Source organism: Sphingobium scionense (assembly GCF_014197035.1).
Taxonomy (GTDB): domain Bacteria; phylum Pseudomonadota; class Alphaproteobacteria; order Sphingomonadales; family Sphingomonadaceae; genus Sphingobium; species Sphingobium scionense.
Genome location: NZ_JACIEU010000003.1, coordinates 264,576 through 279,834 on the forward strand (window position 1 = coordinate 264,576; position 15,259 = coordinate 279,834).

Genomic DNA, 15,259 nt, shown 5'->3' on the forward strand with positions numbered 1-15,259 from the left:
GAAACAAGCGGAGCGGGATGATGGCAGGATTGGACGGGATCGGCGAAGCGGAGCGGATGCGCACGGCAGAGCTGCTGGCGATGCCGCTGGCCGAGCTGATGGCGCAGGCGGCGGCGCTGCGCGACGAAGGCCATGGCCGGGTGCAGAGCTGGTCGCGCAAGATCTTCATTCCGCTGACCCAGCTATGCCGCAATCTCTGCCATTATTGCACCTTCTCGCAGCCGCCCCGGCCGGGCGAGAATGCCTATATGACGCGCGAGGACGTGCTGGCGGTGGCACGCGCCGGCAAGGCTGCCGGCTGCACCGAAGCGCTGTTCACGCTGGGCGACAAGCCGGAACTGCGCTTTGCCGCCGCGCGCGAGGAACTGGCGCGGCTGGGCCATGACAGCACCCTGTCCTATCTGGCCGAGATGGCGGCGCTGGTGCGCGACGAGACCGGACTGCTGCCGCACATCAATGCCGGGGTGATGAGCCGCGAGGAAATGGCCAGGCTGCGCCGGGTGTCAGTGTCGCAGGGGCTGATGCTGGAGTCGGTGTCCGACCGGCTGTGCCGCAAGGGCGGCGCCCATTATCGATCGCCCGACAAGGAGCCGGCGGCACGGCTGGAGACGATCCGGCTGGCGGGCGAACTGGCCATCCCCTTCACCACCGGCATCCTGATCGGCATCGGCGAGACGCGCGAGGAACGGATCGAGGCGCTGGAGGCGATCCGCGACCTGCAGGACGGCTATGGCCATATCCAGGAAGTGATCGTCCAGAATTTCCGGGCGAAGCCGCGCACGGTGATGGCCGATGCGCCCGAGCCGGACATGGACGATCTGCTGTGGACGATCGCGGTGGCGCGGCTGATCCTGGGGCCGGAGATGAATATCCAGGCGCCGCCCAACCTGTCGGCGGCGGACTTCCCTCGGCTGATGGCGGCGGGGATCAACGACTGGGGCGGGGTGTCGCCGGTGACGCCCGACCATGTGAACCCGGAAGCCCCCTGGCCGGCGGTCGAGCGGCTGCGCGCGGCGACCGAGGGCGAAGGACGGATGCTGGTGGCGCGGCTGCCGGTCTACCCCGCCTATGCGCAGGATAATGACCGCTGGCAGGATCAGGCGATGGTCCGCCATGTGCTGGCCCATGCCGATGCCACGGGCTTTGCCCGGGAGGATAGCTGGTCGCCGGGCATCGCGCTGGAGTCGCGTATCACGCGCCCGTCGGCGCTGCCGGTCGATACCGCGATCGCGGCGATCGTCGACCGGGCGATGGCCGGGGCGCTGCTGGAAGAAGCCGAGATCGAGACGCTGTTCACCGCGCGCGAGACCGACCTGGAGCATGTCTGCGCCAGCGCGGACGCGCTGCGGATGCAGGAGATGGGCGACACGATCAGCTATGTCGTCAACCGCAACATCAACTACACCAATATCTGCGCCTATAAGTGCAGCTTCTGCGCCTTTTCCAAGGGTGACAAGGCGGAGGCGCTGCGCGGCAAACCCTATGACCTGGATCTGGAGGAAGTCGTCCGCCGCACCCGCGAGGCATGGGAGCGAGGCGGCACCGAAGTCTGCCTGCAGGGTGGCATCCACCCCCATTATACCGGCGACACCTATCTGAACCTGGCGCGCGCGGTGAAGGCGGCGGTGCCCGAGATGCACATCCACGCCTTTTCCCCGCTGGAAGTGTGGCAGGGGGCGGCGACGCTGGGCCTGCCGGTCGAGGACTTCCTGCGCCGGCTCAAGGCCGTGGGCCTCGACACGCTGCCCGGCACGGCGGCCGAGATACTGGATGACGAGGTGCGCGCGATCATCTGCCCCGACAAGCTGGACACGGCGCAATGGCTGGAGGTGATCGAGACTGCGCATCGCGTCGGCTTCACCACTACCGCGACGATCATGTTCGGCCATGTCGACACGCCGCGCCATTGGGCAAGGCATCTGATCCGCATCCGCGACCTGCAGCGGCGGACCGGTGGCTTTACCGAATTCGTGCCCTTGCCCTTCGTCCATATGGAGGCGCCGATGGGCGTGCGCGGCCAGTCGCGCCATGGCCCGACTTTCCGCGAAGTGCGGCTGATGCATGCGGTCGCGCGGCTGGCGCTGCATCCCCATATCCGGTCGATTCAGACCAGCTGGGTCAAGCTGGGGCCGGAAGGGGTGAAGGCCTGCCTGGAGGGTGGCGCCAATGATCTGGGCGGCACGCTGATGAACGAGAGCATCTCGCGCGCGGCCGGCACCCAGCATGGCCAGGAAATGCCGCCTGCCGCGATGGAGGCGCTGATCCGGTCGATCGACCGCACGCCCCGGCAGCGCAGCACCGCCTATGGCGGGGTGAGCGAGGATATCCATGCACGCGGAATGACCGCGGCGGAACTGACACCCATGGTCCTGACGCCCCCGCGCAAGCGGCGGCGCGAGGCCGATACGAACCAGGAGAGGTTTGAATATGCAGAATGAGGCTTTGGCGACGATCGCCGTGCTTGGCGGGACCGGCAAGGAAGGTGGCGGCCTGGCGCTGCGCTGGGCGCACAAGGGGCACAAGGTCATCATCGGCAGCCGCACCGCCGAGCGGGCGCAGGAAGCGGCCGATGCGATGAACGCGACGCTGGGCGGCAGTTCGGTCGTCGGCGCGGCCAATCCCGATGCGGCGGCGCAGGCCGACATCATTGTGCTGGCCGTGCCCTATGCTGCGCAGCAATCGACGGTGAAGGATGTCGCCGACGCGCTGGCGGGCAAGATATTGATCGACGTGACCGTGCCGCTGGTGCCGCCCAAGGTCAGCCGGGTGCAGTTGCCCGATGGCGGATCGGCGGTCGAGGCGGTGCAGAAGATGCTGGGCGATGGCGTCCGGGTCGTGTCCGCCTTCCAGAATATCAGCGCGCATCACCTGACCAAGCTGGACGAGGAGATCGAGTGCGACGTGCTGGTCTGCGCCGACGACAGCGACGCGGCGGAGCAGGTGGTCGCACTGGCGCAGGAAATCGGCCTGCGCGCCTGGAATGCCGGGCCATTGTGCAATTCGGTTGTCGCAGAAGGACTTACGTCGGTCTTGATTGCGCTCAATCGGCGGTACAAGGTGCCCGGATCGGGTATTCGCATCACCGGAGTGTAAGCTGCATCCATGACTGTCGCACCGGCCGCCGTCACATTATCGGCCCTGAACGGGGTTCCCATGGTTGCGCCGGGCGACGATCTGTCGGCCATGCTGCTGTCGGCTTGCCATGCCAATGGCCTGTCGCTGCGGGATGGCGATATCGTCGTGCTGGCGCAGAAGATCATATCCAAGGCGGAGGGACGCGCGGTGCCGCTGGCCGGCGTGTCGCCCTCGGCCGAGGCGATCGATCTGGCAGCGCAATGCCACAAGGATCCCCGGCTGGTCGAACTGATCCTGTCGGAGAGCGAGAAGCTGATGCGGGTCCGGCCGGGTGTGCTGATCGTGCGCCATCGGCTGGGGCTGGTGCTGGCCAATGCCGGGATCGACCAGTCCAACATCGCGCAGGATGGGGATGGCGTCGCGCTGCTGCTGCCGCTCGACCCCGATCGCAGCGCTGCGGCGCTGCGGCAGGCGGTGCGTGATGCGCTGGGCATCGACATTGCGGTGGTCATCATCGACAGTCTGGGCCGGGCCTGGCGCAAGGGCACCTGCGGCGTGGCGATCGGTGTGGCCGGCATGAGCGGCCTGCTTGACCTGCGCGGCGAGCCGGACCTGCATGGTCGGCCGTTGCAGACCAGCGAACTGGGGCTGGCCGACGAGGTAGCAGCGGCCGCCTCGCTGATCATGGGGCAGGCCGGCGAAGGCAGGCCGATCGTCGTGGCGCGCGGCATTGCGCGGGGCCGCTATGAGGGCAGCGCGGCCGAACTGATCCGCGAACCGGCGCTGGACCTGTTCCCATGAGCGTGCTTGCCCTTGCCGGGGGCGTCGGTGGCGCCAAGCTGGCCAATGGCCTGGCCGGCGTCGTGCCGCCCGGCGCACTGACCATCGCCGTCAACACCGGCGACGATTTCGTCCATATGGGTCTGCACATCTCGCCTGACATCGACAGCGTCACCTATGCGCTGGCGGGCATGAACGATAGCGTGCGTGGCTGGGGCGTGGCCGATGAAAGCTGGGCCTTCATGGATGCCACAAGGCGGCTGGGCGGCGAAAGCTGGTTCAACCTGGGCGATCGTGACCTGGCGACCCATGTGCTGCGCACCGCCTTGCTGCGCGAGGGCACGCTGTCTTCGGCAACGGCCGACATCGCCGCGCGGCTGGGCATCGGGCAGCCGATCGTGCCGATGAGCGACGATCCGGTGCGGTCGATGATCGATACCGACCAGGGCGAGATGGCCTTCCAGGATTATTTCGTGCGCCATCAATGCGGGCCGCGCTTCCAATCTATCCGGTTCGACGGGGCCGCAGCGGCGCGGCCGAGCGCCGGTCTGGTGGAGGCACTGGATGATCCGGCGCTGGAGGCGATCATCCTCTGCCCGTCCAACCCGATCCTGTCGATCGACCCGATTTTGGCGGTGCCGGGTGTGCGCGATAGGCTGGTGGCGCGGCGCGTGCCGTGCGTGGCGCTGTCGCCCTTCATCGCGGGGCAGGCGGTCAAGGGGCCGGCCGCCAAGATCATGACCGAACTGGGTTTGCCGACGACGCCGGCGACGATCGCCCGCCATTATGACGGGCTGATCGACGGGCTGATGGTGGACGTGGCCGATGCGCAGGGCTGGACCGACGATGGACTGGTGGTGCGCAGTGCCGACATATTGATGCGCAATGTCGATCAGCAGCGGGCACTGGCCGCTCAGATGATCGATTTTGCAGCAGCCTTGCGGCGCGCGGCCCCGTGACCCTGTCGATCCTGATCCCGGCCAGAAGCTTCGCGCAGGGCAAGAGCCGGTTGGCGCAGGTTCTGGGGCCACGGGATCGGGCGGCACTGTGCCGGCAATTATTGGGGCATGTGCTGGCGGTCGCACGCGATGTAACCCCGGATGCGGCCGTGCATGTCGTCAGCGCCTGCCCGGAGGTGCGCGGTTTCGCGACCGAGCGGGGCGCGAGGGTTCTGGCCGAGCGCGAGCCGGGCCATGTGCCGGCACTGACGGCGGCGATGCAGGCGTTGCCGATCGATCAGCCGGTGCTGATCCTGAGTGCGGACCTGCCGATGCTGGCGGCTGCGGACCTGCACGCGATGGTGCAGGAACCTGCCGATGTGGTGATCGCCACCGATCGTGAGGAGCAGGGGACCAACGCGCTGTTGCTGAAGCGGCCCGGCCTTATCCCGCTGCGTTTCGGGCCGGGCAGCTGTGCCGCCCATGTCGGGGAAGCGGAACGGGCCGGATATCGCGTGTCGATCGTCCGGCGGCCCGGCCTGGCGAACGATGTCGACCTGCCCGAACATCTCCAAATATTTTCCGTTGGTGCATAATTGCCTTGGTCCTGCCGAACGGGCGGGGTAAGGCATAAAATTGCATCTAGGTATATAATTGGAGGAGTCGGATGGCGGAGGCATATATTGCGGCCGTGGCGCGCAGCGCCGGTGGCAAGCGGGGCGGCAGGCTGGCGGGGGTGCATCCTGCCGATCTGGCCGGGCGCGTGCTGGCGGGACTGGTGGGCCGCAGTGGGATCGATCCGGCCGCGATCGAGGATGTCATCATGGGCTGTGCCTGTCCCGGCGGCGAGCAGGGGGCGAACATCGCCCGCAACGCCGTGCTGGCCAGCGGCTTGCCGCAATCCGTGCCCGGCACCCATGTCGACCGCCAGTGCGGTTCGTCGCAACAGGCGCTGCATTTCGCCGCCGCGACGGTGATGGCGGGCGTGCAGGATGTGGTGATCGCCGCCGGTGTCGAGAGCATGACCCGCGTGCCGATGGGCCTGCCCTGGACGCTGGCGGCCAAGCATGGGTTTGGCACCTATCGCAGTCCGGGGATCGAGGCGCGCTATCCCGATACGCCGTTCAGCCAGTTTGGCGGGGCCGAGATGATGGCCCGCAAATATGGCTTCGACCGTGCGGCGCTCGACGCCTATGCGCTGGAGAGCCATCATCGCGCGGCGGCGGCGACGCAGGCCGGCAAGTTCGACGCGGAGATAGTGCCGCTGGAGGTCGAGACTGCCGAGGGCGAAAAGCTGGTTCACAAGGTGGATGAGGGCATCCGCTTCGACGCCAGCCTGGAGAAGATTGCCAGCGTCAAGCTGTTGACCGAGGGCGGGGTGATTTCCGCCGCCAATGCCAGCCAGATCTGCGATGGCGCCGCGGCGTTGCTGATCGTCAATGAGCGGGGCCTCAAGACCCATGGCCTGACGCCGCTGGCGCGGGTGCATGAGATGACCGTGCTGGGCCATGATCCGGTCATCATGTTGGAAGCGCCGATCCCGGCGACCGAGCGGGCGCTGACGCGGGCGGGCATGACGCTGGGCGAGATCGACCTGTATGAAGTGAATGAGGCGTTCGCGCCGGTGCCGCTGGCCTGGGCGAAGGCCTTGGGCGCCGATCCGGCGCGGCTCAACGTGCATGGCGGGGCGATTTCTCTGGGCCATCCGCTGGGCGGATCGGGCGCCAAGCTGATGGCGACGCTGGTCAGCGCGCTGCATGATCGCGGCGCGCGCTATGGCCTCCAGACCATGTGCGAGGCCGGCGGCATGGCCAATGTGACGATCGTGGAACGGCTCTGAGGGGAATGGATCGGCCCTTCCCCGGTGGCGGGGAAGGGCCGATCCCTCAATTGGCTTCGTCGAGCAGGCGGCGGGCGATGACCTGGGCCTGGATTTCGCCGGCACCCTCAAAGATGTTGAGAATGCGCGCGTCGGCCAGCAGGCGGCTGACCTGATATTCGGTGGCAAAGCCATTGCCGCCATGGATCTGCAGCGCATTGTCGGCGGCCGCCCAGGCGACCCGTGCGCCGATCAGCTTGGCCATGCCGGCTTCCAGATCGCAGCGCTTGTCCTCATCCTTGCGCCGGGCGGCGAAATAGGTGAGCTGGCGCGCACCCATGATCTCCGCCGCCATCATCGCCAGCTTGTTGGCGACGCGCGGGAAGTCGAAGATCGGCCGGCCGAACTGCTTGCGATCGAGCGCATAGGAAAGGCCGATGTCGAGCGCTGCCTGGGCGACGCCGATGGCGCGGGCGGCGGTCTGGATACGGGCGCTTTCGAAGGTCGCCATCAACTGCTTGAAGCCCTGGCCCTCGACCCCGCCGAGCAGATTGGCGGCCGGCACGCGGAAATCGTCGAAGCCGATCTCATATTCCTTCATGCCGCGATAGCCGATCACCTCGATCTCGCCGCCGCTCATGCCGGGCGTGGGGAAGGGGGCGTCGACGGTGCCGCGCTGCTTGGGCGCGATCAGCATCGACAGGCCGCTATAGTTGCGGGTGTCGGGATCGGTGCGGACCAGCAGGGTCATCACGTCGGCGCGGGCCGCATGGGTGATCCAGCTCTTGTTGCCGCTGACCCGATATTCGCCATCGGCAAGCGTCGCGCGGGTGCGTAGCGCGCCAAGGTCGGAGCCGGTGTCGGGCTCGGTGAAGACGGCAGTCGGCAGGATCGCGGCATTGGCGATCTGCGGCAGCCAATGGGCCTTCTGCTCGGGGGTGCCGCCGGTCAGGATCAGTTCTGCCGCGATTTCCGACCGGGTGGCGAGACTGCCGACGCCGATCCAGCCGCGCGAAAGCTCCTCGGATACGACGCACATCGCGGTCTTGCCCATGCCAAGGCCGCCAAATTCCTCCGGAATGGTCATGCCGAACACGCCCATCTCGCCCAGTTCCTGGACCAGCGGCAGCGGGATGAGTTCATCCTTGAGATGCCATTGATGGGCGAAGGGCGCGACCTTCTCGTTCGACAAAGCGAAGAACTGATCGCGCACCATGTCGAACATCTCGTCGAGGCCGCAATTTTCCAGCGTCGCCCGGCCGCGTGCATCGACCAGATGGCCGGCAATCGCACTTTTCACCGCTTGGCCACCACCACTGCGGATGAGGGTGCGCAGGGCCGGTGCGTCGAGCGCGGACAGATCGTCGCTAAGGTCGGTGGGGCGGATCACCTCGCCCTGGTTCATCGGTATGCCGCCCAGCATCTGCGCGCCATATTCGGCGAAGAGCAACTGGGCGAGCAGCGCTTCGATCTCGCCAAAGCTGCCCTGGGCGTCGAGACTGGCGGCCCAGCTCGCGACTTCGCGCAGCATTTCGGCATAGGCGGCGAACCAGCCAAAACCATGGACGATATGTTGCTCGACATCGGCGAGGACGCGATCGACCTTGCCGCCGTCATTGCTGATCCGCGCCTTCACATGCGGCCGGGCGGCCGCGACGAAGGCGTGCGCGGCATCGGCCGCGCCAGATAGCAGCGCCGGCAGATCGGGCAGGACCAGGATATTCTTGTCCATCTCCATCGTCGCGCTCATCCTTCCCCCGCCTGCTTCTTGTTGGCCGATGCCATCGCCTTGGCATCCAGCCCGCCGACCAGATTGCCGGTCATCAGCTGATTATGGGCATGGGCGAGATGGTGCATGTGGAACACGCTATCCATCACCTGCCGCTTGCCGCGCGCATCCTCGACGAAGTTGAACGCCTGCTTGGTCAGGGCCAGGCCGAACCGTTCATGCTGGGCGATTTCGGCGGCGATCTTGGCCACTTCCTCGCGCAGCGTCTCGCGCGGGAAAATTTCGTTCACCATGCCGAAATTATAGGCGCGCTGGGCCGGCATGCGGCGGCCGAGCAGCAGCAGTTCGCGCGCGACGCGGGTCGGCAGTTCGAAGGCATGGGCGAAATATTCGACGCCCGGCTGGGCCATGCGCTGCACCGGATCCTGGAAGAAGGCGTCTTCCGATGCGATGATGAGATCGCAGACCCAGGCGAGCATCAGTCCGCCGGCGATGCAGGCGCCCTGCACCATGGCGATCATCGGCTTGGGAATGTCGGCCCAGCGGCGGCACAGGCCCAGATAGCCGTCCTGTTCCAGCACATATTGGCGTTCGGCGCCGCCCTTGTTCAGATGGTCCCACCACATGCTGGTGCGGGTGCGCGGCATGTGGCTGTCCTTGTCCGGCGTGCCGATGTCATGGCCGGCGGAGAAATGCTTGCCCTCGCCACCGAGCACGATCACCTTGACCCCGTCATCCTCGACCGCGCGCTTGAAGGCATCGTCGAGCTGGCCGAGCAGCCGGTAATTCTGGGCATTGCCATATTGGGGGCGGTTCAGCATCACCCAGGCGACGCCGTCCACCACATTATAGGTTACGAATTCGGGCTGCGCTTCTTCGGACATCGTCCCTCTCCCTCAGCGCGGCGGCATGCGCAGGCCACCGTCGAGCCGCACATATTCGCCGTTCCAATAGTCATTCTCGATCATCGCCAGCGCCATCGCGGCAAACTCTTCGGGCTTGCCGAAACGCTTGGGGAAGGGAACGGTGGCCGACAGCGCATCGCGCACCTTGTCGCTGGCCCGCGCCATCAGCGGCGTGTCGAAGATACCGGGCAGGATCGCGTTGACGCGGATGCCTTCGCCCATCAGGTCGCGCGCCATCGGCAGGGTCAGGCTGACGATGCCGCCCTTCGACGCGGCATAGGCGGCCTGGCCAATCTGGCCGTCGACCGCCGCTGCGCTGGACGTGTTGATGATGACGCCGCGCGCCTTGTCGTCCAGCGGATCGAGGCTCAGCATGCCGGCGGCCGACTTGGCGCAGCAGCGGAAGGTGCCGATCAGGTTGATCTGGATGATCCGTTCGAACTGGTCGGTCGGGAAGGCCCTGATCTCGCCGGTCTCGCGGTCGCGGCTGGCGGTCTTGATGACATTGCCGGTGCCCGCGCAGTTGACCAGGATACGCTCCTGGCCATGGGCGGCGCGCGCCCTGGCAAAGCCGGCATCGACCGAGGCTTCGTCGGTGACGTCGACCTTGCAGAAGGTGCCGCCGATGTCCGCCGCGACCTTCATCCCGGTTTCCTCGTTGAAATCGAACAGCGCCACCTTGGCGCCCTGCGCCGCGATGGCGCGGGCCGTCGCCTCACCCAGACCCGATGCCCCGCCGGTGACGATGGCGGCTACCCCCTGATCGATCTTCATGCCTGTGTCCTCTCCTTCACGGGGCGCTGGGCGATCGCGCCGTCGTTCGTCAGCGCGTCGAGCGCGCCGTCGTCGAGGCCGAGCCATTCCCCCAATATTTCGCGGCTATGTTCGCCCACGCGCGGCGGGCAGTGACGATAATCGGCCGGCGTCGCCGACAGCTTGCCGGGATAGGCGACGGTCGGGATATCGACCCCATCCTCTTCCCGGCGATAGCGATGGACGGTCTGGCGGGCGTCGATGAAGGGATCTTCGAACACATCCTGGATGCTGTTGACCGGGCCGGCGGGGACGCCGGCGGCGACGAAGCGCGCCATCAGATCGTCGCGGGCGAAGGGGCGGACGATCTCCTGCACCTTCGCCTCGATCGCGTCGCGGTTGATGAGGCGCTGGGCGCTGGTGGCGTAGAGCGGATCGGTGCCCAGTTCGCCATGGCCCATTTCCGTGCAGAAGGCGCGGAACTGGCGGTCATTGCCGATCGCGATGATCATCATGCCGTCGGCAACCTCGAACGTCTTGTAGGGGACGACGGTGGGATGGCGATTGCCCAGGCGTCCCGGCACGATGCCGCCGACCAGCCAGTTCATTCCCTGATTGGCGAGCATCGCGATCTGGGTATCGAGCAGCGACACGTCGATCTGCTGGCCCTCGCCCGTGCGTTCGGCATGGCGCAGGGCGGCGAGGATGGAGACGGTGGCGAACATGCCGGTCGACAGGTCGGCCATGGCGACGCCAGCGCGCAGCGGGCCGCCATCCTCTTCGCCGGTGATGCTCATGAAGCCGCCCATGCCCTGGGCGACGAAATCATAGCCACCCCGATCGGCATAGGGGCCGGTCTGGCCGAAGCCGGTGATCGAGCAATAGACGAGGCGCGGGTTGATCGCCTTCAGGCTGGCATAGTCGAGGCCATATTTGCGCAGGCCCCCGACCTTGAAATTCTCCACCAATATGTCGGCTTCCGCTGCCAGCCGGCGGATCAGCGCGGCGCCCTGTGGCGTCGCCAGGTTGATCGCAGCGGACCGCTTGTTGCGGTTGCAGGACAGGTAATAGGCGCTGGTGCCGATTTCCGGCTGACCGTCGGCGCCGGTCAGGAAGGGCGGCCCCCAGGCGCGGGTATCGTCGCCATGGCCGGGCAGTTCGATCTTGATGACGTCGGCGCCGAAGTCGGCGAGTATCTGGGTCGACCATGGCCCCGCGAGCACGCGCGACAGGTCGAGAACCTTGATCCCTTCAAGCGCGCGGCCGCTCATCGCCTGCCGGCCTTGTTCGTCATGACCCGTGTCATCGCCATCCGCTCCTGTCCCCGCCTATCTGCTGCATCGGTTGATGATTCTGATAGCGGGTGCAGGAATGGAGGGCAAGAATTATTGCACTATGGGATACTTTTGGTGCTATTTCTTGGTGGCGCCGGCGAGATAGGCGAGCAGGTTGGCGCGATCGGCCGGGTTGGGCAGGCCGGCAAAGACCATGCGGTTGCCGGGGACGGCGGCGCTGGGCTTGGCGAGGAAGCCGTCGAGCGACTTGGCATCCCAACGGATCTTGGCCTTCTGCATCGCCGGGGAATAGGTAAAGCCCGGCACCGTGCCCGACGTGCGCCCGAACACGCCCGAGAGCGAAGGGCCGAGCTTCTTCACGCCCGGATCGACCGAATGGCAGACGGCGCAGCGGGCGAAAACCGCCTTGCCCTTGGTCGCGTCGCCCGCCTGGGCCAGCGCCGGGCCGGTGGTCGCGACGGCCATAGCGAACATCATCACCCGCGAAACATGCTTCATCGACATCCTGATTCCTCTTCCCTTCTTCTCTGGTTAAAATCTATACCAGTGTGCATAAATAAACCAATAGCCGTCTGAGTCTGAACGGCGGTTGAAGCGGGAAGGATGCGGAAATGGCCGATGGCGGACCCACGGCGAACCATCGGTTCGGGCCGGGCGGCATGGCGCTGGCCTTGCTGGTGAACATCATGTTCGCGCTCAATGTGATCGCGATGAAGGTGGTGGTGGATGCGACCGCGCCGCTGCTGTCGGTGGCGCTGCGCATGGGGACGGTCTTTTTGATCTGTGCGCCGGCGCTGCGCCCGCTGCCGGGGCGGACGGGCTGGTTGATGCTCTATGGCTTCCTCAATGGCGGGTTGTTCCTGCTGCTGCTGAACCTGGCTTTGTTCATGGCCACCAATGTCGGGGCGCTGGCGATCGCCGGGCAACTGAGCGTACCCTTCTCGCTGTTGCTGGGCGCGCTGCTGCTGGGCGAGCGGCTCAACCGGCGCAAGATTGTCGGCGTGCTGTTGGCCTTTGCGGGGGTCGTGGCGCTGGTGTTCGACCCGCATATATTGGCGGAGGTGCCTGCGGTGCTGGTGATGGCCTGCGCGGCGATGCTGTGGGGCGGCGCGACCCTGGTGCAGCGCAAGCTGACCGGGGTGAGCGTGATGAACGGCCAGGCCTGGAACGGGCTGATGGGCGCGGCGGTGCTGGCGCCCTTTGCCCTGATTTTCGAGCGGCCGGCGATCGCGGGGCTGGCCCATGTCGGCTGGGTGCCGACCGGCTGGTTCGCCTTTTCCTGCCTGGGCGCGACGGTGCTGGGGCAGGGAACGCTCGCCTGGCTGCTGCAACGCTATCCGATCTCGACCATCATGCCGCTGATGCTGGCATCGCCCGTGATGTCGACGGTCTTTGCCTCGCTCTATTTTTGCACGCCGATCACGGCCGGCATGATTTCCGGCGGGACCGTTGCGCTGCTGGGCGTGACGATCATCGCCTTCTCGCCCGACCGCAGGCCGGTCGACTGACAATCAAAAAATGGGCCGGCGTCGCATGCCTCGACGCCGGCCCAGGGGGCTACCGAAGGGCGGTGGTCAGACCGCCCGTTCGAAGATGGCGGCCAGGCCCTGACCGCCACCGATACACATGGTTTCCAGGCCATAGCGGCCGTCGCGCCGCTGCAACTCGCGCAGCAGATTGGCGAGGATGCGCCCGCCGGTCGCGCCGATCGGATGGCCGAGCGAAATGCCCGATCCATTGACGTTGAGCTTGTCGCGATCATCCCAGTTCCAGCCCTTGAGGCAGGCCAGCACCTGCGGCGCAAAGGCTTCGTTGAGTTCGACCAGATCGATGTCGTTCCAGCCAAGGCCATTGCGGGCGAACAGCTTTTCGACCGCCGGCACCGGACCGATGCCCATGCGCGAGGGATCGCAGCCCGCCGCCGCCCAGCTGTGCAGCCAGGCCATGGGTTCAAGGCCCAGTTCTTCCAGCTTGTCCTCCGCGACCACCAGGCAGGCGGCGGCGGCGTCATTCTGCTGGCTGGCATTGCCGGCGGTGACCACGCCGTCCTTCTCGATCGGCTTCAGCAGGGCGAGCGATTCCGGCGTGGCGTCGGCACGAATGCCCTCATCCATGGCGAAGATCAGCGGATCGCCCTTGCGCTGCGGCACGGCGACCGGGACCAGTTCGTCGTCGAACTTGCCGGCGGTCCAGGCGGCTGCGGCACGCTGATGGCTCATCGCGGCATATTCGTCGCACGCCTCGCGGCTGATGTCATAATCCTTGGCGAGATTGTTCGCCGTCTCGATCATGCCGCTGATGATGCCATAGCGGGCGATCGGTTGCGACATGACGCGGCCGCGGGTCAGGCGGTCATGGAACTGGGTCGATCCGGAGCGGGCACCCCAGCGATGGTCCATCGAATAATATTCGACATTGGACATGCTCTCGACCCCGCCGGCGACGACGATGTCGGCGGCGCCTGTCTGGATGCGCATGGCCGCGTCGATCACCGCCTGAAGCCCCGAACCGCAGCGCCGGTCGAGCTGAACACCGGGAATGCTTTCGGGCAGGCCGGCGGCCAGCGCCGACCAGCGGCCGATGCAGGGCGCCTCGCCATTGCCATAGCCCTGGGAGAAGACGACGTCGTCGATCCGTTCGGGATCGATCCTGGTGCGCTCCATCAGCGCCTTGATGATGACCGCGCCCAGATCGCCGGCGCTGAAGGATTTGAGCGAACCGCCATATTTGCCGACGGCGGTGCGGATGGGGGCGACGATGGCGGCTCTGCGCATGCGATGTCCTTTGCGGGAATGGGGAGGATCAGGCGGCCGCTTCGGCCTGGCGGATCATCTGCTTGGCGATGATGGTCTGCTGGATCTGGCTGGTGCCTTCATAGATGCGCAGCAGCCGGACATCGCGATAGAAGCGCTCGACCTTATACTCGGCCATATAGCCGGCGCCGCCATAGATCTGGACGGCGCGGTCGGCGATCCGGCCGACGGCTTCGGAGGCGTAATATTTGAGCGCGGCGCATTCCAGGCTGACCGGCTCGCCGGCGTCGAACTTGGCAGCGACCGACTGCATCAGTGCCTCGGTCGTCAGCATGTCGACCTTCATGTCGGCAAGCATCGCCTGGACCAGCTGGAAATCGGCGATGCGCTGGCCGAACTGCTTGCGCTCCATCGCATATTGCAGGGCCATGTCGATCAGCCGCTGGCACATGCCGAGCGCGACCGCCGCGATATGGATGCGGCCGCGATCCAGCACCTTCATCGCGGTCTTGAAGCCACGGCCGGGCACGCCGCCGATGATGTTGGCGGCCGGCACGACGACATCGTCCAGGATCACGTCGGTGGTGATCGACCCCTTCTGCCCCATTTTCTTGTCGGGCTTGCCGAAGCTGATACCGGGCGTGCCGGCGGGCAGGATGAAGGCGGAGATGCCGGCCGCGCCCTTCACATCCGGTTCGGTCCGGGCCATCAAAGTGAAGACGCTGGCACGCGGGGCGTTGGTGATATAGCGCTTGGTGCCGGTGATGCGGTAAGTGTCGCCGTCGCGGATAGCGACGGTGCGCAGCGAACCGGCGTCGGACCCAGCCTCCGGCTCGGTCAGGCCGAAGCTGGCGATCGCTTCACCGGTGGCGAATTTGGGTAGCCATTCGCGCTTCTGCTCATCGGTCCCGTCCATGACGATGCCCTGGCTACCGATGCCGACGGTGGTGCCGATGACGGAGCGGAAGACGACCGACGCGCGGGTGATCTCGCGGATGATCGCCGCTTCCTCCGCCATGGTGCAGCCGATGCCGCCAAATTCCTCCGGCACGGACAGGCCGAACAGGCCCATGTCGCGCATCTGCTGGATGATGGTTTCGGGCACGGCATCTGCTTCCTCGACGGCGTCCTCGGCCGGGATCAGCTTTTCGCTGACGAAGCGGCGGACGGTGGTGCGGAACAGGTCGAACGTCTCGGCGTCCATGAAAAATC

General features: G+C 66.5%; 14 protein-coding genes. 7 read left to right on the forward strand and 7 right to left on the reverse strand.

What is annotated here, in order from left to right:
• Positions 1 to 17: 17 nt before the first annotated feature.
• The 6 genes from cofH to GGQ90_RS04900 all read left to right on the forward strand — a co-directional run bounded on the left by cofH (position 18) and on the right by GGQ90_RS04900 (position 6,633).
• The gene (gene cofH / locus GGQ90_RS04875; protein ID WP_188081088.1) at positions 18 to 2,438 is read left to right on the forward strand and encodes a 5-amino-6-(D-ribitylamino)uracil--L-tyrosine 4-hydroxyphenyl transferase CofH; all 2,421 of its coding nucleotides are present in this window, start codon (positions 18 to 20) and stop codon (positions 2,436 to 2,438) included.
• Positions 2,428 to 3,093, forward strand: a complete 666-nt coding sequence (npdG, locus tag GGQ90_RS04880) for an NADPH-dependent F420 reductase (RefSeq protein WP_188081089.1) — start codon at positions 2,428 to 2,430, stop codon at positions 3,091 to 3,093. The genes cofH and npdG overlap by 11 nt, the downstream gene beginning before the upstream one ends.
• A 9-nt stretch (positions 3,094 to 3,102) precedes the next feature.
• Positions 3,103 to 3,876 (forward strand): coenzyme F420-0:L-glutamate ligase, encoded by a 774-nt coding sequence (gene cofE / locus GGQ90_RS04885; protein WP_188081090.1) that lies wholly within the window; start codon positions 3,103 to 3,105, stop codon positions 3,874 to 3,876.
• Positions 3,873 to 4,814, forward strand: a complete 942-nt coding sequence (gene cofD / locus GGQ90_RS04890) for a 2-phospho-L-lactate transferase (protein WP_188081091.1) — start codon at positions 3,873 to 3,875, stop codon at positions 4,812 to 4,814. Before cofE ends, cofD begins: the two co-directional genes overlap by 4 nt.
• A complete protein-coding gene (cofC, locus tag GGQ90_RS04895; protein ID WP_188081092.1) occupies positions 4,811 to 5,389 on the forward strand; it encodes a 2-phospho-L-lactate guanylyltransferase in 579 nt (192 codons plus the stop codon). Before cofD ends, cofC begins: the two co-directional genes overlap by 4 nt.
• A gap of 71 nt (positions 5,390 to 5,460) precedes the next feature.
• Positions 5,461 to 6,633, forward strand: a complete 1,173-nt coding sequence (locus GGQ90_RS04900) for an acetyl-CoA C-acetyltransferase (protein WP_188081093.1) — start codon at positions 5,461 to 5,463, stop codon at positions 6,631 to 6,633.
• A 46-nt stretch (positions 6,634 to 6,679) separates the two neighbouring features.
• Here GGQ90_RS04900 and GGQ90_RS04905 read toward each other — a convergent pair whose 3' ends face one another.
• From GGQ90_RS04905 to GGQ90_RS04925, 5 genes are all read right to left on the reverse strand, one after another.
• Complete coding sequence (locus GGQ90_RS04905; protein ID WP_188081094.1) at positions 6,680 to 8,362, reverse strand: acyl-CoA dehydrogenase family protein; 1,683 nt, start codon at positions 8,360 to 8,362, stop codon at positions 6,680 to 6,682.
• Positions 8,359 to 9,225, reverse strand: coding sequence for an enoyl-CoA hydratase (locus tag GGQ90_RS04910; protein ID WP_007707227.1), 867 nt, complete (start codon positions 9,223 to 9,225; stop codon positions 8,359 to 8,361). The genes GGQ90_RS04905 and GGQ90_RS04910 overlap by 4 nt, the downstream gene beginning before the upstream one ends.
• A 12-nt stretch (positions 9,226 to 9,237) precedes the next feature.
• Positions 9,238 to 10,020, reverse strand: coding sequence for an SDR family NAD(P)-dependent oxidoreductase (locus GGQ90_RS04915; RefSeq protein WP_188081095.1), 783 nt, complete (start codon positions 10,018 to 10,020; stop codon positions 9,238 to 9,240).
• Complete coding sequence (locus tag GGQ90_RS04920) at positions 10,017 to 11,270, reverse strand: CaiB/BaiF CoA transferase family protein (protein WP_188081096.1); 1,254 nt, start codon at positions 11,268 to 11,270, stop codon at positions 10,017 to 10,019. Before GGQ90_RS04920 ends, GGQ90_RS04915 begins: the two co-directional genes overlap by 4 nt.
• 141 nt (positions 11,271 to 11,411) lie before the next feature.
• Positions 11,412 to 11,798: a c-type cytochrome gene (locus GGQ90_RS04925; RefSeq protein WP_188081097.1), complete on the reverse strand. Its 387-nt coding sequence runs from the start codon at positions 11,796 to 11,798 to the stop codon at positions 11,412 to 11,414.
• 107 nt (positions 11,799 to 11,905) lie between these two features.
• Here GGQ90_RS04925 and GGQ90_RS04930 point away from each other — a divergent pair, with 107 nt between their 5' ends.
• Positions 11,906 to 12,802 carry a DMT family transporter gene (locus GGQ90_RS04930; RefSeq protein ID WP_188081098.1) on the forward strand — a complete coding sequence of 299 codons (897 nt, stop codon included), beginning with the start codon at positions 11,906 to 11,908 and terminating at the stop codon, positions 12,800 to 12,802.
• Between the two features lie 66 nt (positions 12,803 to 12,868).
• On the opposite strand, the gene GGQ90_RS04935 is transcribed toward GGQ90_RS04930, so the two are convergent.
• Together GGQ90_RS04935 and GGQ90_RS04940 are read right to left on the reverse strand one after the other, a co-directional pair.
• The gene (locus GGQ90_RS04935) at positions 12,869 to 14,068 is read right to left on the reverse strand and encodes an acetyl-CoA C-acetyltransferase (RefSeq protein WP_188081099.1); all 1,200 of its coding nucleotides are present in this window, start codon (positions 14,066 to 14,068) and stop codon (positions 12,869 to 12,871) included.
• A gap of 28 nt (positions 14,069 to 14,096) precedes the next feature.
• Positions 14,097 to 15,251, reverse strand: a complete 1,155-nt coding sequence (locus tag GGQ90_RS04940; protein WP_188081100.1) for an acyl-CoA dehydrogenase family protein — start codon at positions 15,249 to 15,251, stop codon at positions 14,097 to 14,099.
• Positions 15,252 to 15,259 lie beyond the last annotated feature (8 nt).